Annotated in this window: 20 protein-coding genes; 4 read left to right on the plus strand and 16 right to left on the minus strand. The window is 66.9% G+C overall.

Going from position 1 to position 19,308, the window contains the following annotated elements:
• Window positions 1-26: 26 nt before the first annotated feature.
• The 4 genes from CAL18_RS11770 to CAL18_RS11785 all read left to right on the plus strand — a co-directional run bounded on the left by CAL18_RS11770 (window position 27) and on the right by CAL18_RS11785 (window position 3,659).
• Window positions 27-1,226: a DUF2863 family protein gene (locus CAL18_RS11770; protein ID WP_094796885.1), complete on the plus strand. Its 1,200-nt coding sequence runs from the start codon at window positions 27-29 to the stop codon at window positions 1,224-1,226.
• A gap of 12 nt (window positions 1,227-1,238) precedes the next feature.
• The gene (gene earP / locus CAL18_RS11775) at window positions 1,239-2,348 is read left to right on the plus strand and encodes an elongation factor P maturation arginine rhamnosyltransferase EarP (protein WP_094818108.1); all 1,110 of its coding nucleotides are present in this window, start codon (window positions 1,239-1,241) and stop codon (window positions 2,346-2,348) included.
• A 145-nt stretch (window positions 2,349-2,493) separates the two neighbouring features.
• Window positions 2,494-3,051, plus strand: a complete 558-nt coding sequence (efp, locus tag CAL18_RS11780; RefSeq protein ID WP_026640215.1) for an elongation factor P — start codon at window positions 2,494-2,496, stop codon at window positions 3,049-3,051.
• Between the two features lie 140 nt (window positions 3,052-3,191).
• Window positions 3,192-3,659, plus strand: a complete 468-nt coding sequence (locus CAL18_RS11785; protein ID WP_026640214.1) for a DUF1178 family protein — start codon at window positions 3,192-3,194, stop codon at window positions 3,657-3,659.
• Between the two features lie 71 nt (window positions 3,660-3,730).
• Here CAL18_RS11785 and CAL18_RS11790 read toward each other — a convergent pair whose 3' ends face one another.
• The 16 genes from CAL18_RS11790 to CAL18_RS11865 all read right to left on the minus strand — a co-directional run bounded on the left by CAL18_RS11790 (window position 3,731) and on the right by CAL18_RS11865 (window position 19,180).
• The gene (locus CAL18_RS11790) at window positions 3,731-4,438 is read right to left on the minus strand and encodes a DUF2968 domain-containing protein (RefSeq protein ID WP_026640213.1); all 708 of its coding nucleotides are present in this window, start codon (window positions 4,436-4,438) and stop codon (window positions 3,731-3,733) included.
• Between the two features lie 88 nt (window positions 4,439-4,526).
• A complete protein-coding gene (locus tag CAL18_RS11795) occupies window positions 4,527-5,921 on the minus strand; it encodes a sigma 54-interacting transcriptional regulator (protein WP_026640212.1) in 1,395 nt (464 codons plus the stop codon).
• Between the two features lie 38 nt (window positions 5,922-5,959).
• Entirely contained in the window at window positions 5,960-8,059 is a 2,100-nt protein-coding gene (locus CAL18_RS11800) for a pilus assembly protein TadG-related protein (protein ID WP_094817904.1), read from the minus strand.
• Window positions 8,060-8,081: 22 nt separating this feature from the next.
• Window positions 8,082-8,510, minus strand: coding sequence for a DUF3613 domain-containing protein (locus CAL18_RS11805; RefSeq protein ID WP_094817905.1), 429 nt, complete (start codon window positions 8,508-8,510; stop codon window positions 8,082-8,084).
• A 48-nt stretch (window positions 8,511-8,558) separates the two neighbouring features.
• Window positions 8,559-9,458 (minus strand): hypothetical protein, encoded by a 900-nt coding sequence (locus CAL18_RS11810; protein WP_094817906.1) that lies wholly within the window; start codon window positions 9,456-9,458, stop codon window positions 8,559-8,561.
• On the minus strand, window positions 9,458-10,456 hold the full coding sequence (locus CAL18_RS11815) for a type II secretion system F family protein (RefSeq protein ID WP_026640208.1): 999 nt from the start codon (window positions 10,454-10,456) through the stop codon (window positions 9,458-9,460). The genes CAL18_RS11810 and CAL18_RS11815 overlap by 1 nt, the downstream gene beginning before the upstream one ends.
• Before the next feature lie 8 nt (window positions 10,457-10,464).
• Window positions 10,465-11,397 (minus strand): type II secretion system F family protein, encoded by a 933-nt coding sequence (locus CAL18_RS11820; RefSeq protein WP_026640207.1) that lies wholly within the window; start codon window positions 11,395-11,397, stop codon window positions 10,465-10,467.
• Window positions 11,397-12,752, minus strand: a complete 1,356-nt coding sequence (locus CAL18_RS11825) for a CpaF family protein (protein WP_026640206.1) — start codon at window positions 12,750-12,752, stop codon at window positions 11,397-11,399. Before CAL18_RS11825 ends, CAL18_RS11820 begins: the two co-directional genes overlap by 1 nt.
• A 27-nt stretch (window positions 12,753-12,779) precedes the next feature.
• Entirely contained in the window at window positions 12,780-14,105 is a 1,326-nt protein-coding gene (locus tag CAL18_RS11830; protein WP_026640205.1) for a pilus assembly protein CpaE, read from the minus strand.
• Window positions 14,102-15,469: a type II and III secretion system protein family protein gene (locus tag CAL18_RS11835; protein WP_249276299.1), complete on the minus strand. Its 1,368-nt coding sequence runs from the start codon at window positions 15,467-15,469 to the stop codon at window positions 14,102-14,104. The genes CAL18_RS11830 and CAL18_RS11835 overlap by 4 nt, the downstream gene beginning before the upstream one ends.
• Window positions 15,470-15,531: 62 nt before the next feature.
• Window positions 15,532-16,491 (minus strand): Flp pilus assembly protein CpaB, encoded by a 960-nt coding sequence (gene cpaB / locus CAL18_RS11840; protein ID WP_094817907.1) that lies wholly within the window; start codon window positions 16,489-16,491, stop codon window positions 15,532-15,534.
• A complete protein-coding gene (locus CAL18_RS11845; RefSeq protein ID WP_026640202.1) occupies window positions 16,488-16,982 on the minus strand; it encodes a TadE/TadG family type IV pilus assembly protein in 495 nt (164 codons plus the stop codon). Before CAL18_RS11845 ends, cpaB begins: the two co-directional genes overlap by 4 nt.
• Window position 16,983: 1 nt before the next feature.
• The gene (locus CAL18_RS11850) at window positions 16,984-17,448 is read right to left on the minus strand and encodes a TadE family protein (protein ID WP_249276300.1); all 465 of its coding nucleotides are present in this window, start codon (window positions 17,446-17,448) and stop codon (window positions 16,984-16,986) included.
• On the minus strand, window positions 17,433-17,915 hold the full coding sequence (locus CAL18_RS19850) for an A24 family peptidase (RefSeq protein ID WP_094817909.1): 483 nt from the start codon (window positions 17,913-17,915) through the stop codon (window positions 17,433-17,435). Before CAL18_RS19850 ends, CAL18_RS11850 begins: the two co-directional genes overlap by 16 nt.
• A gap of 145 nt (window positions 17,916-18,060) precedes the next feature.
• Complete coding sequence (locus tag CAL18_RS11860) at window positions 18,061-18,258, minus strand: Flp family type IVb pilin (protein WP_170940335.1); 198 nt, start codon at window positions 18,256-18,258, stop codon at window positions 18,061-18,063.
• Window positions 18,259-18,349: 91 nt separating this feature from the next.
• The gene (locus CAL18_RS11865; protein ID WP_038852421.1) at window positions 18,350-19,180 is read right to left on the minus strand and encodes an MHYT domain-containing protein; all 831 of its coding nucleotides are present in this window, start codon (window positions 19,178-19,180) and stop codon (window positions 18,350-18,352) included.
• Window positions 19,181-19,308 lie beyond the last annotated feature (128 nt).

Below are 19,308 nucleotides of genomic sequence, written 5' to 3' on the forward strand. Positions count from 1 at the left end.
CTGACCTTGGACACCCGCAACACACAATGGCCCGAGCCCGAAGTACCTCGTCCCCCCGCCTGAGCCGCGACGCATCGCGGCTGGCGGCGCTTGCCCAGTCATTGAACCGCTCTGGCAGCCGGGTCGAAGACCGCTACTGGGAAAACCTGCTGGCCGATGCCATACGCAAGCTGATGCGCAGCGCCCAGGACGGCCACCTCGAGGCCGCGCTGGACCATCTGGCGCAGCGCGATCCGGGCGCCTACGAAGTATTGATCGAACAAGCCGAGACCTTGTCCGAATCCATGCACATCGACAAGAACGGTCAACGCCACGACGTGTTGCTGATCGTCGCGCCCGTGGTGGCATGGACGCGTTATTCGATCCCTACCGGCCCTATCGCCGAATCCGCCCAGCAGGCGTTGCTGGCGCAACTGCACGGCCATGTGCTGGCCGAAGGCGCAAGCGTGGCGCTGTTGCCCTGGCTGGCCAGCATCGAACAGATGCCGCGCACGTTCTCCGAGACCTGGCAATGGATGCAGCGCCTGGGCGACCAGGCCCTGGGCGGCGATGCCGGCATGCCCGAACTGCGCAACGACTCCGAAGCCGCCAATATGCTGGCCGACACCCGCTATGTGGTGGCGGCGGTGGCCGTTCCCGAAGGAGCGCCGATGTTCCGCTGGCAGGAACAACCCGGCGAACACGCAAGCAGCCGCGACACCGCCCTGGCCAACTGGGTCGCGCAGGCCCAGCCGACGCTGGCCGCCATGCTGCCCGGCTGCGGCATCGAATGCCTGCTGCCCGATGCGTACTACGTCAGCAACCGCGAGGGCGACCGCCGCGTCAGGCCGTTGTCGCTGCGTGCGGCGGTAAGCTGGCTGGAAGGCGCCGTCAACCTGGCGCCCGGCGAGCTGCGCGCGGTGGTGGCCGGGTGCGGCGACGTGCGCATCGAAGAATATCGGGTCGGCTTTACGGCGCGCAACAGCAACGACGTGTATTACGGTTGCGTATGGCCGCTGTATGGCCGCGACGAAGAAACCCCGGGCGAAGACCAGCCCGACACGGTGGACGAAATAGCCGCGCTGCTTAAAGAATATGGCGTGCACGACCTGCGCCGCATTCCCGGTGTGTTGCCGCCCGAATACTGCGAAGACTGCGACGCGCCGCTGTTTCCCAACCCGCTGGGCGAACTGGTGCACGCCGAACTGCCCGAAGACGCCAACACGGCTCCGGCGCAATTTCACTGAGCACGCCGCATGATGCGGGCCGACATCTTCTGTCGGGTCATCGACAACTTCGGTGATATCGGCGTGTGCTGGCGACTGGCCAGGCGGCTGGCCCACGGTCGCGGCTGGCAAGTGCGGCTATGGGTCGACCAGTTGCCGGCCTTCGCCCGCATCCAGCCCGGCATCGCGGCCGATGTGGCGCTGCAGCGCTACGCCGGCATCGACATTGTGCATTGGTCAGCAGAGCCGCCGACGCTGGCGCCAGGCGACGTGGTCATCGAGGCGTTCGCCTGCGACCCGCCGCCCGCCTTTGTGCGAGCCATGCAGGCCAGCCCCCCGGCATGGATCAACCTGGAATACCTCAGCGCCGAACCCTGGGTCGAAGGCTGCCACGGCATGCCGTCCCGGCGGCCGGACGGCCTGGTCAAGCACTTCTTCTTTCCCGGGTTCACCCCCGCCACCGGCGGCCTGCTGCGCGAACCCGGCCTGAGCGCCGAACGCGACGAATTCCAGGCATCCGGCCCGGCGCGGGAAGCCTTTCTGCAAGGCCTGGGCCTGGGCAAGGCCCACTTGGACGGCCTGCGGCACGGGGCGCGCCTGGTCACGCTGTTCTGCTATCCCCATGCGCCGCTGGACGCGCTGGCGCAGGTATTGTCGCAAGACCGCCAGCCCACGCTGCTGCTGGCGCCCGAAGGCGTGGCGCCCGGCCTGGAACCGCTGGCCAACGACGCCCTGCAGGTGGCGCGGGTGCCGTTCGTGGCCCAGCCGGACTTCGACCGCCTGCTCTGGTGCGCGGACCTGAACATCGTGCGCGGCGAAGACTCTTTCGTGAGAGCCGCATGGGCGGCACGCCCGTTCATCTGGCACATCTACCCGCAGCAGGACGACGCGCACCAGGTAAAACTGCAGGCATGGCTGGCGCGCTACCCGGCGCCGGACCAGGCGCAAGCCCTGATCCGCGGATGGAATGCATCTGCCGGCGCAAGCGCCAGGGTGGCCGCCGCCCTGCCCGCCGCCCTGGCGGCGCCCGCCTGGGCGGCATGGCAGGAAATGGCGCGCGCCTGGGACGAAGCACAGGCCGCGCGAGCCGATCTGGCTGACAACTTGGCCGATTTCTGCGCAGAATTGGCCAAGAAACGCTAGAATAGAGAGTTTTCCGAGTTCCTTCGCCCGCGCATGTTGCGTCGAGCCAAGCCTCGACTGACTGCCTCCCGGGGCACGTGGGCGCCACGCTGGCACCCGCGCGCAAGCACGGTGAGCGCGCTTTACTACCCGGAGTTTTATTTAGATGAAAACCGCTCAAGAATTGCGAGTCGGCAACGTAGTCATGGTCGGCAAGGACCCGCTGGTGGTCCAGAAAGCCGAATACAACAAGTCCGGCCGCAACGCCGCTGTCGTCAAGCTCAAGTTCAAGAACCTGCTCACGGGTTCGGGCAGCGAATCGGTGTACAAGGCCGATGAAAAGTTCGATGTCGTCGTGCTCGACCGCAAAGAATGCACCTACTCGTACTTCGCCGACCCCATGTACGTGTTCATGGACGAAGAGTACAACCAGTACGAAATCGAAGCCGAAAGCATGGGCGATGCGCTGAACTACCTGGAAGAAGCCATGCCGGTGGAAGTGGTCTTCTACGACGGCCGCGCCATTTCGGTGGAACTGCCCACGATCCTGGTCCGCGAGATCACCTATACCGAACCGGCCGTGCGCGGCGACACCTCGGGCAAGGTGCTCAAGCCCGCCAAGATCAACACCGGCTTCGAGCTGAACGTGCCGCTGTTCTGCGCCATTGGCGACAAGATCGAGATCGACACGCGCACGCACGAATACCGCAGCCGCGTAAACTGATCGGCGTCCGGCCCGCAGGCCGGCACAGCCAGCAAAAAAACGGCGCCAACGGGCGCCGTTTTTGCTGCGTTGCTACACTGGCAGTGTCCGGCGCATGCAAGACCCTTGTATTCGTGGGCGCCCGCCCCATATGTCCCGTCATGGCACTCAAGGTATTCGATTTGCAGTGCGAGCAAGGCCACGTGTTCGAAGGCTGGTTCGGCTCGCATGAAGACTACGACACGCAACAGGCGCAAGGCCTGGTCACGTGCCCGATGTGCTCGTCGGCCACCATTACCAAGCGCATGTCCGCGCCGCGGCTGAATGTATCGCACCTGCATGCGCAGCCGCAGCCGCCTGCGCGGCCCGCGCAACCGCCGGGCCCGGGCGATGCCGCCGCCATGGCCCGCCTGCAGGCCGCCGTGCTGCAGCAGATGCGCGAACTGATACGCAAAACCGAAAACGTAGGCCCCCGCTTTGCGGAAGAAGCCCGGCGCATACATGAAGGCGAGGCCGATGAACGCCCCATACGCGGCACGGCCACGCCCGAAGAGCGCGTGGCCCTGAGCGAAGAAGGCATCGACGTCCTGGCCCTGCCCGATTTTCTTGACGACGACCGCCTTCAATAGGCCAGCCGGCGCGACCGACAAAAAAATTGAGCCCCATGGGGGCTCAATTTACGTAAGGCCGGGACGCTGCGCTATTTGCGCCCTTTCTTGGCCGCCGCCGCCTGCTCGCGCTGGATTTCGGCCTGCTGGGCCTGCAGCGAATCGATCTGGCGCTGCATCGCGCTGAGTTCTTTGCGCAGTTGCTGCTGCTGCTGCGCAAGCGCCGCCGCCTGCTGGCGCGCCTGTGCCTGGCGCGCGGCCACTTGCTGCTCTTGCTGCTCGCGCAGGCTCTGGTCGGCGCGCAGCGTGGCCAGTTCGCTGCTGCGCTCGGCAAGCAGGCGCTCGGAATGCGCGTACTCGGCCTGCAGCTTGATGCGCTTGATGTCGACTTCCGCCAGATCGGCCGACTGCTGCGCGAATGCGCGATAGGTGGACTCGGCCTGCTTGTCGGACTTGGTCTGCACCACGCGCCAGAAGTCCTTCTGCTGGAACAGCGCCACGTAATAGGTGAGATCGTCGGGCTTGAACAACAGGCTGGCGCCATACGTGCCGTTGTATGTCGTGCGCAGTTCAGATACCTGCCGGTTCTGGATCAGCGACTGCAGCTCGGCGACCGTAGTATTGGCTTTGGGAGCGGCGGCAGGCGGCGTGACCGGCGTGTCGCCCGGCACATCGTTCTGGACCTGCTGCACCGGCGGGCGGCTGGCTTCGGATTGCGCGCTGGCGCAGGCGGCCAGACCGGACATTGCCATGCCCAGCACGGCCAGCCGCGCCACGGTATGAAGTTTCAGGACTTGCATGCCTTCCCCAAAAAAACGTTGCAGAACTATACCAAGTAATTATGCGTTACTGGACACTGGTTTTTCCCAGTGCAGCTCCCCACCCGCGCTAGAGAGACTCGGCCACGCCTTCGGCGACTTCGCCTTGTTGGCCGCCCAGCCGCAGCTTGCGCATCTTTTCCCACAGTACCTTGCGGCTGATGCCCAGGTGGTGCGCGGTGTCCTGGCGCCGCCATCCATTGGATTCGAGGGCGGCCAGGATGCGGGCGCGTTCGGCGCGCTCGGCGTCGGTGAACGCCTCTTCGGCGGGCGCCGCGGGCCGCGCGGCCCTGGCCGGCATGCCCGCCAGCCTGGCGAAAATCTGGTCGATGCGGGGCCGGTCCCATTGCTGGAACTGGCGGCGTACGATCGCCACGCGCTCGACCACGTTGGACAGCTCTCGTACGTTGCCCCCAAACGCCGTGTTGGCGACGCGTTCGAGCAGCCACGCGGGCGGCGGATCGCCGGGGTCGGCGTGATGCCGTTCCAGCAAGGCGCGGAAGATGGCGATTTTTTCCTCCGGGCCGCGCTCTTCGAGATTGGGAATATATAGTTCGATGACGGCCAGACGGTAATACAGGTCCGCGCGGAACTCCCCTTGCGCGCAGAGTTCGCGCAGGTCTTTGTTGGTGGCGGCCACGAGCCGGAAATCCACAGGCACCGCTACCGTGGCGCCCAGCCGCGTCACGGCGTTCTGCTCCAGCACGCGCAGCAGCTTCACTTGCTGGTACAGCGGCAGGTCGCCGATCTCGTCCAGGAACAATGTGCCGCCGTCGGCCTGCTCGAAATACCCCTTGTGCACGCCCACTGCGCCCGTGAACGCGCCCTTGGCATGGCCGAAGAAGTGCGCCTCGAACAAGCCTTCGGGAATCGCCCCGCAGTTCACGGCCACGAAGGGGCCTTCAGACCATGCCGCGCGGTCATGCAACAGGCGCGCCACCCGCTCTTTGCCCACCCCGGTCTCGCCGTGGATGAGCACGTTGCTGCGGCAGTCGGCGAACATCTGCGCTTCGGCCAGCAATTCGCGCATCGGCTCCGACACCGCCACGAACGGCTGCTCCTGGCGCACGCGCCGCCGGTCGGCGCGCTCAAGCGACCCCAGCAGGTCAAAGAGCTGTTTGCGCAGCTCGGCCGAGGTAAACATCAAGGGCAAGGTGTGCGAATACTCGGGCGGATAGAAGCGCGGGTCGTTGCCGCGCGCCTCGGCTGCCACCCAGATGACCGGCATGCCTTGCGAGGCCAGCCAGTCATGGCCGCTGAGCCGCTTGTCGCCCATGACCGACACAGACACCAGCGCGACGGCGGTGCGCGTCATGTCGCGCTGGGGCGGAAAGGATGTCCCCGCATCGGCCCGCACCACGGTGACGTCCATGCCGGCCAGGCAACGCTCGGCGCGCGCCGCGATATCGGACACGCCTTCCCAGACGTAAAGGTCGAAATCGTCGTGGATGGGTTTACTGGACATAGGCAATATCATCGGCCCGCGGGCGTCTCCTCGAGAGCTTAATAAACCAGCCTGGGCTTGCCGCAATCTACCGACAGCAGCGACACATCGGTCTCGCCCAGGTTCAGGCCCAGCAGCATCAGCACCTGCCTGAGCAGCTCGGATATCGGATCCAGCAGGGGCTGCAGCAGTGCAATCACGACGTTGATCAGGCCGCTCAAAGCGCTTGTGCCGGTCAGCGCAAGGGCGGCTACCGAGTCGATGCGGCAACTGCGTATCGCGTTGGGCGTCAGGTGCAGCACGCATACCGTATCGGCAACCACGGCGGCTACGGTATCCAGCAGATTGCCCACCACCGTCACCGTGCCGCCCAGCAGGCCCAGCAGGCCGCCATTGATCACCCGGTTGTTCAGGTTCTGGATCTGTTCCGCCGACCAGTTCAGGCGGTTGACCACCGCCGATACCGATTCGCCGGCCCCCTGGCTGCCCACCAGGCGCTCGGCAAACTGCTTGGCCTGGCCCGCCGGGATCTTGGCATTCTGCTCGGTAAGGTCGGCCAGCAGGCCCAGGATGACGGTGTCGGCAACGTTGCGGACCAGCTCGGCAAGATCCAGATCGGTGGCGTTGACCGTCTTGGTCGAGTCGGGAGAATCGGGCTCTGTCAGGGTCACCGGTACGGGATCGCCCGCGCGGAAAACCGGCAGCGTCACCCTGCTGGACACGGGCAGCAGGCCCAGCACATTCAGAATCGGATAGCGCTGCACCGACGTGAATTCGTCTTCGATGCAGGCATTGGCGGTCGAGAAGAATTCGTCTCCCGGACCCATGCTCGGAAACTGGCCCACGCACACATTCGCCACCGACGAACGCACGTCGAACCTGGCCTGATCTGGGGCCAGAGGCGCCTCGCATATGCCCGTCAGGGTGGCGTCGGATTGACCCACTTCGACGATGAGCGGCAGATCGACCTTGGTGCCCAGTGTGTTAAGCACCGGCCCGACCACGGGGATGCTGGAGGTGTTCAGCCGCAGGTACACGCGCACGCCGGCCGTGCTGGCGCGCGTGCCCACGCCCCCCACGGCGATGGACGGAGGTTCGACCACGCGCACGCGGCTCTGCACACCCAGGATCGGCACATTCAGGCCCAGGTCGATGAGGTTGTCGCCATTGGCGATCATCAGGCCGGTCTGCAGCAGATCGGTGACCTTGATGTCTGCCTGCAAGGCAGCCTGCGCGTCGGTTGCCACGCCGATGTCCAGCAAGCCGCCCTCGCCGAACGGTTTGATGGGAATGTTCAGCGGAGCCACATCGAGCATCACGTTCACGATGTCGGCCAACAGCCCGATCTGCGCCTGGGCCGTGCCGCTGGTGCGCTGGGCCGCGGCGAGCGACGCATTGAGCAGCTCGCCCAGCGTGATCGCCGGCAGCGCGGCCAATTGTTCGGGAGTGCCCACCCCGGCCAGCACGGACACCGGAATGCCCAGCTCCTGCAGCAGGCCGGACGGCGTGATGTTGAGATTGACCAGTCCGGCCGAATCCAGCACGTCCAGTTGCGCCGGCGTCGCGCCCAGCGATGCGAGCAGCTTGCCGAGCAGGCCATCGGAAGCCAGCCGCAGCAGCCTGGATTCGACCGAGAACGCTGCGGTGGGCGCCGTATTCGAGGCCACGGCCTCTACCTGCACCCGGGTGCCGCCCGTCCAGCCATCCAGCACGCTGGGAATCAGCGAACTCAGCGTCGTGGCGATGTGCACGCGTACGGCGTTGGCGCGCTCGCCCGCGGCCGCATTGGGCGTGAATACGTGCTTGCCGGACGGATCCGGGCGGGTGGGATCCCAGTACAGGCATTGCACCGACACATCGCCGGCGGCCAGCGGGTCGACAAACCCCGGCACGTTGTCCACCGCGCTGCGACGGGCAGCCACGGCCACGGGCTGCCCGGGCTGGCAGCCGGCGACTGCGCCGCTGGGCGCCAGCACCTGCACGGCCGACAAGGCGGCCAGGTCCGCGGCCTTCTGCAGCTCGCGCTTCATGTAGAACAGGTAGCCGACTTGCACCGACAGCAGGATGACCATGCCGATCAGCACGGCGAACGCCACCGACACCGCGACGGATCCCCGCTGGCGGGTACGTGGAGTCGAGAAACGCAAAGGCCTGTTCATAGTGATGTGCGCGACGATCCAGCTAGTTGCTGTCCGTCTCTACCTTTTCGCCGAACCATTGGGGGATGGGCTGGCGGAAACTGTCGAGATACCGTTGCCATGACGCGCTGGACACCGGACCCAGGATGGGCAGCGCCCCGCCGGCGCGACGGCCGTCGGCCTGCGCCGCCATCAATGCACGGGTGACATCGCCGACGGCCTCGTCCCGTTGTGCCGACGCCGGCGGCGTGGATGCGGCCGCCGTGGATGCGGCCGCCGGCATGGGCGTCTGCACCTGGCGCACCACGGGGCGCGCCGGCATGGCCTGGGGCGACGCTGGCGCCACGGGCGTTGCCGACGCCGCGGGCTGGGCGGCGGCCCCGCCGGTCAGCGGCGCATTCATTTGCGCGCCCGCCACCCCGGGCAGCAAGGCGGCCAGCACGATCGGAAGCTGATAAACATAACGGGACATGGTCGTCTCTTTCTGGTTCGTGATGCCGTAGCAGGCGTGCGGCCGTCGCTACTGCACCATCGGCGGGTTGATCATGCGGTCCATCACCGGCTGCAGCATGGGCATCACGACGTCGCGCCCGCTGGAAACCTGGGTGACTTGCCGCTCGGGGGCCGGGCGTTCCATGTCGCGCACCACGGGCGCGCCGCCGGCGCCGGCGCTCGCGGGTGGCGCGGCGTGCGCCCGCAACTGCATTTCGTTGGCCAGCTGGTATATCTGGCTGCGCGCCTCCTGGCCCAGGCCGGCCTGGTCCATCAGACGCTGCGCCTGCACGGCGTTGCCTTCCATCATGAGCAGCAATGCCATATTGGCCAGCACCTTGGTATTGGCCGGGTCCAGCTCGGCAGCCTTGCCCAGGGGCACGCGCGCGCCGGCGATGTCGCCCGCGCGCAGCCGCGCATAGCCCAGGTCGCCCAGCATCTGGGCGTTGGTCGGCGCCAGCTGCACCGCGCGATCGATATTCTGCGCAGCCAGCGCGTAATCGCCCTGCGCGCCGGCCAGCAGGCCCAGCCCGTGCCAGCCCTGCGCCGCCTGCGGGCCGTTGAGCAACTTGCGGTAGACCGCCACGCTGTGCTCTTGCTGGCCGGTGCGCCGCAGCGCCTCGGCCTGCAGGGCCGCCAGTTCGTCGGTTTCGCCGAAACGTTGGCGATAGGCGTCGATATAGGCCAGCGAAGCGAAGTAACGCCCCTGCGCCTGGCTCTCGCGGATCAGCGTCAGCATCAGCTGCGGCTCGGTGGGTTGGCGGTCGGTCGCGTAGTCGTCTTCGGACTGCCGCATCAGCGCCTGCTCTTGTTGCTGCTGCTGGATCAATTCCCAGGCCGACTGCATCTTGTTCGACTGGCAACCGGCCAGCAGCGCGACGCCCGCGCAGAGCGCCAGCCGGGCCGCCATGGTGGGAAAACGTCTCATCACATTCCTCCCGCGATGCGCGACAGTCCGCGCAGCACAGACAAGATGCCCATGCCGCCCGTCACGATAAGCAGCGCGGGCAACAGGGTAAGTATCATGACGCCGGTCATCTTCACAGTAAGACGGCCGATCTTCTCTTTGAGCTCGAACCTGCGCTTGTCGCGGATGCGCTGCGAGAAGCGGTTCAGGGGCTCTTGCACTGCGCCCCCGTGGCGGTCCACCTGCACCAGCAGGCGGCAGATCGCGGCGAGGTCGTCATTGTCGAACCCCTGCGACAGGCGTGCCAGCGATTGCTCGCGCGAGCGGCCTCGCGCATACAGGGCGGTGGCCGAGCTGAGCTCGTGGCCCAGCACGGGCAGCACCACCTTGAAGTCATTGACGATCACGCTGAGGCTCTGGTCCACGGAAAGGCCCACGCCCTGCAGCAGGCGCAGCAGATCGACCAGCAGCGGCAGTTCCTTGCCTGCCTGCTTCTTGCGCGCCTTCACACGCCGCGCGAGCAGCCACTTGGGCAGCATGTACCCCACCGCAAAGCCAATGAACAGTGTGAACACCATGGCCATCAGCGACCCGGGCCGCCACCAGACGCCGCGCACCAGCAAAAGCGCCGCGGGCAGGGCCAGCGCCAGCCCGAACCGGAATACGGCGTAGCGCGCCCGCGCGGCGGCCACGTCCGCATAGCCAGCCAGCTCGATCAGCTTGTTGTCTTCTTCGGGCAGCAGCGACTCGGCCAGACGCCCCTGCCCCAACCGCTTGCCCAGGGCATCGGTGGATTGCGCAAGAGCGGCCAGGCGACCGGGCGGCTCGGCTGGCGGCGCGGCCACGGCGCCGCCAGGAGCCGCGCGCTCGGCCAGCGCCTGCTCGACCACGCGCATGCTGCGCGCCTGCCCGCGCCACCGCAGCACCAGCGCCGCGCCGGCGATGAACAGCGCCAGGGCTATCATCAGCAGGCCAGCCGCCAGCAGAATTGAATAGGAAGGAAAGGCCATGGTATTCATGCGCCCGCCTAGATCGACTTGGTCATGCGATAAAGCCAGTACGAGCCGCCGGCCTGCAGGACCAACGCGGCGATCAGCATCTTGAACCCCAGCGGGTCGTCCCACATGTCCATGAACATGGCGTTGTTGGTGAACATGATGTAGCAGGCGATGCCCAGCGGCATCAGCGCCAGCACCCAGGCCGACAGGCGGATCTCGGCCGACGCGGCCACCAGTTCGCCGCGCGCCTGGGCCACGTCGCGCATGAAGGCAGCGATGCGCTCCAGGACCACGTCGCTGCGGCCGCCGTACTTCTGCGCCACGCGCACCACCGCGGCGAGCAGCTGCAGTTCTTCAAAATCGTACTGGCGCGCCACGTTCGACAGCGCCACGTCCAGTTCTTGCGTGGATCGGCTCAATTGCGCGGCTTTCTCGACGACTTCACGCAAGGGTTCGTTGGTATTGGCCGACGCGGCCTGGAAGGCCGCCGCCATGCTGTTGCCAATGGTGATCAGCCGAACCATCGCTTCCAGCATCTCGGGCAACTGGTCGAACATGCGCTGGCGCCGCTTGTCGGCGCGCAGCCATATGCTGAAGTACACCCCCACCAGCACGACCACCGCGGCCACGATGGCGGACACGGCGCCCGCGAACAAGGCCGCCAGCAGGACTGCGGCGGCCAGCAACCCGGCAATGGCGATATAGAAGCCCGGCGTCTGGCGGATGCCCGCGCAGCGCAGCAGTACGTCCCATTGCTCGATGCCGCTGCGCACCACCGCCATGGCGCTGCGGTCGGTGTCCCTGTCGGCGGATTCACCCGCCTGGCTTGCCTGGCTGAGCTGGCGCTCGAGGAACACAGAGGTTGCTTTACGCCGCTGGCCCTGGCCGGCCTGGCGCCACAGCAGCGCCGCCCCGGCCACGAACACCAGCGCCGCCAGCGCGAGGATGATCGCGGCTGTCATCAGCGCCTCCGGCCCCAGAAGCCGCCGCCCGACTGGTCTTCCTGCGCCGCCGCCGTGGCGCGCAGTTCGTCGCGCAGCTTGGCGAGCTTGGGCGTATGCGGATGCACGCCCAGCCAATGCCAGGCATCTTTTTCTTCGCCTTCGGGGGTGACGAACAGTTCGTGGCGATACAGTTCCTGCGTGGCGATCACGTTGTCGCCCATGCCCGTGACTTCGGTCACCGACAGTACGCGGCGCTTGCCGTTGGGCAACCGCCCGATCTGGATGATGAAGTCCAGCGCGCTGGCGATCTGGCGGCGCAGGCTGTCTTCGCTGCCCTGGAAACCGGCGAAACCCGCCAGCATTTCGATGCGGTACAGGCATTCGCGCGGCGAATTGGCGTGGATCGTGGCCATGGAACCTTCATGCCCGGTGTTCATGGCCTGCAGCATGTCCATGACCTCGGCGCCGCGCACTTCGCCCACCACGACACGGTCGGGCCGCATGCGCAGGCTGTTGCGGATCAGGTCCCGGATGGTGACCAGGCCGTCGCCGTCAAAGCCGCCCTGGCGAGATTCCAGGCGCACCACGTGCGGATGGTTCAGCGACAGTTCGGCCGTGTCTTCGACCGTGACCACGCGCTCGGTACCCGGGATGAAAAACGCCAGCGCATTGAGCAGCGATGTCTTGCCCGAGCTGGTGCCGCCCGACACCAGGACGTTGCAGCGGTTGGCCACCGCCATGCTCAGCAGCCGGTGGATTTCTTCGTTGAATGTGCCCAGTGTCAGCAGGTCTGCCGGCTTGAGCGGGTCTTTGCGGAACTTCCGGATGGACACCATCGGCCCGTCGACGGCCAGGGGCTCGATCACCACGTTCAGGCGGCCGCCGTCCGGCAGGCGCGCATCCACCATGGGGCAGGACTCATCCAGGCGGCGGCCGATGGGCGCCAGGATGCGGCGCACGATGCGCAGCACGTGCTGGTTGTCGGTAAAGCCCAGTTGTTCGCGCGCCAGCACGCCGCCGCGCGAGACAAACACATTGTCGTAGCCGTTGATGAGGATGTCTTCCACGGCGGGGTCGGCCAGCAGGTCTTCCAGCGGCCCCAGGCCGGCCAGTTCCTTGGTCAGGGCCTCGGCGATATGACGCATCTCGCTTTCGTTGATGGCCACACGCCTGGTGCGCGCAAAACTGGCGACTTCGATGTCGACGAAATCCTGGATCGCTTCGCGCGCCCAGCGGCCGAATTCCGCGCCCAGCTCTTCGATGCGCGATAGCAGGTGTTCGTATGCCGCCGTCTTGACTTCCTGGTAGCGCTCCGAGCCCACAAAGCTCTTGTCGCCGTCGGGGCCGAACTGGATCGTGGCTGTCATGATCATGTTGCGTCCTGTTGCCTGTCTGTGCCGTTAGCGGGCCACCACCATGCGCCGGTGCACGCCCGGCAGCCAGGTGGCCAGCCAGCTGCTGCGCCCCGAGGGCCGCGCGGTTTCGCTGCACAGCCTTTCCGCCAGCGCCTGCACGCCACGCACGTATACATCGCGCTCCGCGTCCTGGTGCAGCAGCCGTCCCTGGTTGGTGCACACCATCAGGGCAAGCGGGCGGTCCGGGAGCGTGCCGATGAGTTCGAGTTCGAACCGGTCGGCGATCTGCTGGGCGGTCATGCCGTAGCGTTCGTCGTAGCGATTGACCACCAGCCCCAGCGAACTGCGCTCGACCTGCTGGCGCTGCAGGTCCTGCAGCAAGCCTGCCAGCGCAACCAGGGAACTGACGCTCTGGTCCGTGACGATCCAGCTCGCCGCGGAATTGCGCGCCAGCCTGGAAATGAATTCAATATTCGAGAACCCGCCCGTGTCGGTGACGACCAGGCCGAAGTACTGGCGCAAGCGCTCGAACACCAGCAGCGAATCCGACGGCGATACGTGGTTCATCTGGGACGGGTCGCGCGGCAGCGCCATCACGCTCAGGCCATCGCGGGTATGCGCCATGGCGGAAGCCAGCAGGGTCGCGTCCAGGCGTTGCAGATTGCGGGTCGCTTCGGCAAAATCGAAATCGCTGGCCACGTTCACATACAACTGCGCGTCGCCGATCGGCCAGCCCAGGTCAAGCAGGGCCACGCGCGACGACAACGGCAGCCCGGTATCCGCGCCGGCGTCTTTGCGCGCGCCGCCTTGTTCTGCGCGGGCCTGGGCAAAGCGGTCTTGCGTGATGCCGGCCAGATGCGCGGCCAGTGTGCTGGTGCCCACCCCCGCACGCGCGCCGATCAACAGCACATCGCGCCGCGAGCCGCCTTCGGCACCGCCCGAGGGGGGCATGTCGAGCAGGCGCTGCACCACCTCGCGCACCTCGTGCGGCGCGACCGTGGGGTCGACAAAGTCCGTGACGCCCGCGCGCAACGCCGCGACCGCGCCCTCGGGCTGGCCCAGCAGCCCCACCGCCACTCGCGGTATGCCGGGCGCCACGCGCGCCAGCGTGCGGGCCAGGTCGGCCGAGCGCAGCAGCTTGCCCGGGTCGGCATTGCTGGCGGTGAAATCCAGGAAGATGATCTTGGGATCAATGTCCGACAGGCGCCTTCCCAACTGTTCGACAGAGGGCTGCTCTTGCGTCAGCACGCCTATGGGGCCCAGCGCCTCGACCAGCTGCGCGGCCACGGCATCGCCCTGGGAACATAACAAGAACCGGACTCCGCTTTGCAGCCCGGGCAGTTCTGAAGAATGCGCCTTCATATGGTTCACCGCGAAAAACCTGGTGCTTGTTGACCGCCGGCGGGGCCCATCAGGTAATAGCCCCATGCGTTGGTCATGGAATCGGTTCGCTCTTGCCGCTCGCCAGGCAGCGGCAATGCCACGCCACGCGCGATGGGCCGCACCAGGCGCGGCGTCACCACGATGACGAGTTCGTGCTCTTCCTGCGAATACTCGATCCCCCGGAAGAACGCGCCGATGATGGGCAGCTCGCCCAGGAACGGCACCTTGTTGACCGACGCCTTGGTCTGCCTGGACACCAGCCCGCTGATGATGAAGCTCTCGCCATCGCCCAACTCAATGGTGGTATCGGCGCGGCGCGTGCGCAACGCGGGAATCAACGTGGCTGTTTCACCGTTGAGGATCGGGATGCCGTTGACATAGTCCAGCTCGCTTGCTTCAGGCGCCACCTTCAGCGCAATGCGCTCGCGCGACAGCACCGTAGGCGTAACGGTCAGGCCTATGCCGAACGGCTTGAAGACGACGTTCTGCGTACCCAGCCCGCCCGACTCGGGAATGGGGATCTCGCCGCCCGCCAGGAAGCTGGCGCTCTGCCCGCTCAGCGCCACCAGCGTGGGCTCGGCCAGCACCCGCGCCATGCCATTGGTCTGCAGCATGCGCAATGTGGCGCCGAAGTTGTTCGAATCGAACAGCACGCTGAAGCCGTCGCCAAGCAGGCCGCGGCCGGGCAGCGCGCCCGGAACGGAAAGACTGCCCGGCGAGGTGCGGGCGCCGAACCCCCAGCTGCCCGCGCTGCCGGTCATGGACAATCCCACTTGCTTGAGCACCGAGCGGGACACTTCGACTACCTTGACCTCGACCTGGACGACGCCATTGGTGCCCGCCGTCGCGACATCCACCACCTTGTCCTCGCCCACCGCGGCCGCGGCCGCGGCCACGGAATTCTGATGCGACAGCGGCGATGGCGCCTGGCCCGACACCACTGCATGAGCGCCCGCTACGTCCACGTTGGCGCCCCCGGCCTGTCCGCGGCGCGCCAGTTCCGACTGCACGGCGCCGCTGACGCGCACCGTCCACACCATGGGGGTACGGCTGCCGCGCGCCCATACCTGCACCTCGGTCGACCCTGCCTTCTTGCCGATCAGCATCACCGCCGCGGGACGGCCCGCGGCGGCGGGCAGCACCTTGACATCGGCGACGTCCGGGTCGGCCACGGCGATACGGGTCGGCGTGCCGGGCAAGGGAAGCAGATGCTGGCCCTTGACCGGCAGCGCCAGCTCCTGGGCGGCAGCCGGCGCCGGGGCGGCGTCGTTGGCGCGCGCCTGGGCGGCCACGCCGCCTGCATAGACAAGGCCGGCGACCGCCAGCGCGGAGCAAAGAAGAGAAGCGCGCATACGGGATGTGATCCGATTCGACATAGGTATGAAAAGCTCGCGACTGTGTAGGGTGGCGGCCATCAATAAGGCACTCGTTGCGTGGAATCGCCACGCAGGATTTCGATACTGCGCCCGCCGCCCGAACCGGCGCGCGCGGATCCCGTCCGTTTGACCGGCTGCGGCGCCGGGCCGTCGAGCTGCGCCAGGCTGTCGCCGGCGTAAGCCCGGTTCGGACCAGCCTTCAGGGCTTCGCGCTGCTCCGGCGTCAGGCCGCTACGCTCGGGCAACACTGCCTGGCGAACCGCGAACAGTTCGCGGTCCGGCAGCGTTTCATCGTCGGGCGCGCGCAGCGCCAATTGAATCTGGCCGGCACGGCTGGCGAGCAGCAGCTCGTTGACGTTTTCGATGGGCACCGCCAACAAGGCGGTGCGGGCGGGAGGCTGGGTCGCCGGACGCTGCACCGCGGGTTTATCGCCTTCGACGGGAGGGCCGTCGATAGACTCGGGCCCGTATGCCAGCACACGCACGCGCGACTGCAGCAGGCGCACCTGGCTGCCCTGCACTTCCTGGTCTTTCTTGAGCATGAAGAAAACATCGACCAGATCGCCCGGCATGATGCGGTTGCCCGCGCCGACGATTTCGTCCACCGGCACGGCTACCGCGCGCTCGCCCTCGTGCAGCTGGCGCGCCAAACCCTGGGCAAGCATCTGCCGGGTCACGGGCTCGCCGGGGGCGATGTCCAGGCGCACGACCTCACCGGCCAGGTCTTCGGGCCGGGCGTATCCGTGGCTCAGCGCCACGGGCCATTGCACGACCTCGAGCATGTCGGCTTCCAGGCGCGTGCCCGCGACCAGCGGCTTGGCGGCCAGCACCACCGGATACGTGGTCTGGGGCACTTTGGCTTCGGCGATGGCGGGCGCGGCGGGCGCAGGGGCCGGCGGCGCGGCGACGGGGCGGCTGGCCACGTAGTAGGCCAATGCCGCGAGCACAATACCTGCTGCCAGCAGAACGGCGGCGAGAATCTTACTAACGCCGGTCATAGCGGCTCCTGTGTAATTTGAATGGTCGCACGAGCGGATAACGTTTGCGGAATAAGCGAAGCCTGGCCACCGCGGGAGGCAAGGTCCAATAAGCTCTGGAACGATCTCAGCAGCGGCCACTGCGTCACGTCATAACGCAGCACGACGGACATGCAACCCACCGCCGACCCGTCGGCGGCGGTCCAGGCGCAGGCAAACGGCGCGGCTGTGCGGTTGCACTCCACCTTGCTGCCCGGGCCGAATACGTTCACCGCCGCATCGCAGGCGATTGCCTGCACATCGGGCTGGCCCGCGTATTGCGCCTGCAGGCCGGCGCGCGCGCCCTCGCCCGCTGCGCCCGACAGCTGTTGCTGGGCCCAGAAAATTGCGCCATAGCCCACGATGCTCAGCAAGATCAGCAGCATCAGGGTGAGCACCATGGCGAACTCGATCGCTGCCACGCCGCGTTGGCGTTGCCGGGATGCGCGCAGGGGAACTTGCCGTGCCCGCATGTCAGCTCCCCGGAGCGGCGGCCAGGCTGCCCAACCGCACGGCGGCGCGCGCGTGCAATTGCGCAGGCACGATGGCCCGCTGAATGAGCGGAAGATTCGGAATCAATGGTTGGGCGCCATAGGCATAGCTGACCACCACCTCTATCCATTCGGGGTCGTCCGCCGGTATCAGGCCGCTGCAGTTGCCGCCGTTGGCGTGGCTCAAACGCCCGTTGCCGCTGCAGACCGCGACCGACAGCGGCTCTCCGGAGATCGTGGTGATCCAGTCGGCGCGCTCCAGCGCGACATTGCGCGCCGCGTCGGCGCGCAACTGCATGTGCGTGGCGCCGGGCTGCCATTGCAGGGCCTTGCGCGCCGCATCCTGCGCGGCCAGGTTCAACGACTGCTGGGCCGTGAATATCATTCCGTACATCATGATGCCGTAGAGCACCAGGAAAAACGCCAGGAAGATCAGCGCGAACTCCACAGCATAGGCGCCACGCTGAGCGCGCCCAATGCCAGGTATGTGGCGTACGGCACCTGGCGCAGACGTTGCGGCAGCGCCCGCCAACGCGAAACCGCCAGGTATATCGCCGCATGCAGGCCGGCCAGCAGGGTGCCCGCGGCCAGCACCCAGCACAGGTGCTTCAGGCCGAACACCAGCCCATAGGCGGCGATGACCTTCACATCCCCCGCGCCCATGATGCGGCGCGTCCATAGCGGCAGGAATGCAAGGGCGGCCAGGAACCCGGCGATGGCCCAGCCCCAGCCCGGCCACAATGGCGGATACGCCCAGCCGGGCGCCACGCTGGCGGCGATCGACCACAGCACCTGAAAGCAGACGGCGGCCACCACCAGCACGTTCGGAACCCTGCGATGGCGCCAGTCGGCTGCCATCAGCAGTACGTTCCAGAGTACGAACAATAGCCACCACAACGATTCCCCAAGGTACAACCGAACACCCTTGTGTCTGATTTGTCGACATGAGCGGGGCGCGACCCGTACGCCGGCGCCACAGTGGCGTGGCAGACGGGCACACCCGGCCGGCCGCGACCGGCGGCCAACCGGGCAGCGGGCTCGCGTCGACCGCAGTGGCTACTTAGCCCCCGGCGGGAGGCGTCGTGCCGCCGATATCTTCGAGCCGGTCGGTAATCGTCTCGAAGAAATCCCCGAGGCCGTCGGTCATAACCGTAATCACGGTAGCCAACCCCGCCACCAGCAAGGCCGCGAGAATCGCGTATTCGAGCGTGGTCACGCCCTCTTCATCGTTCCAGAACTGCAAGAATTGCTGCTTCATTTTCTCTCTCCCATGCGTATGCATGACTTACGGTTTTGGCCGCCACCATGATCTGGCGGCCGGCCCCCTGGCCCCGGCGAAAAACCGGGGCTTATCCGCGCCCCTGCGGCTGCGCCAGGCCATTGCCTGCGCCGCCAGGAGCGCCAGATCCAATCAGCACGTCCACACGCTGCGCCATCTTCTGGCGAAACCGCAAGGACGCGCGGTGTAACTGCCAGCGCAGCAGCGCCAGCGTAACGATCGACAACGCAAACACCACATAAGGCAGCGACGACCCGCCGACGAGCCAGCCTGCGAACTCGCGCGGCGCCGTGCACACCATCACGCCCGCCGCGGCGGCGCTGTAGTGCATGCCGCACACGGCAAAAGCCATGACCGCTGCGGCCATCGCGCGCTGCCGTGCCGTGTGCACGTTGAACGCCAGCCACAATGCGGCGACGGCCGCCACCACAGCCACCAGCACCGACAGCACGACCAACGGCAAGCTCCACTGGAACACCGCGGGTATGCGCATGGCTGCGATTCCTACGTAATGCATTGCCGCGACGCCCAGGCCGGCCAACACCCCGCCAGCCACGCATCGCCATACGGCAAAGCGCGCACGGGCCACGTACCAGAGCGCGGCGCCCGAGCACAGCACCGCCAGCAAGAAACTCAGCGCGGTAAGCGCCACGTCGTAGCCGGCGGAAAACGGCATGGCCTGCGCCTGCATCCCGACGAAATGCATACTCCAGATGCCGATGCCGCCCATTGCCACCGCTGCGATCCCCACATACGGCAGCCAGGGCTGGCCGTCGGCAACGGCGGCGCGAACATGGGCTGCCGCGGTCAAGGCGACGTAGGCCCCGAACCCGGCCAACAGGAACGACAGCATCACTACGCCGGGTGCGAATGACAGGGGAACGGTTTCGCCGGGAATCATGAGTGAACGTGTACGTTGCGCGGCTGTCTGGGCTGCTCACTGCGGCCGTGGCGAGCGTCCGTCTGCCGCGAGCCCTGATCAGGAACAAGAGCGCGGGCGCTACACATCGGCACAACTGGAACAGGCTT

Source organism: Bordetella genomosp. 7, from assembly GCF_002261415.1.
Lineage (GTDB): Bacteria > Pseudomonadota > Gammaproteobacteria > Burkholderiales > Burkholderiaceae_B > Bordetella_A.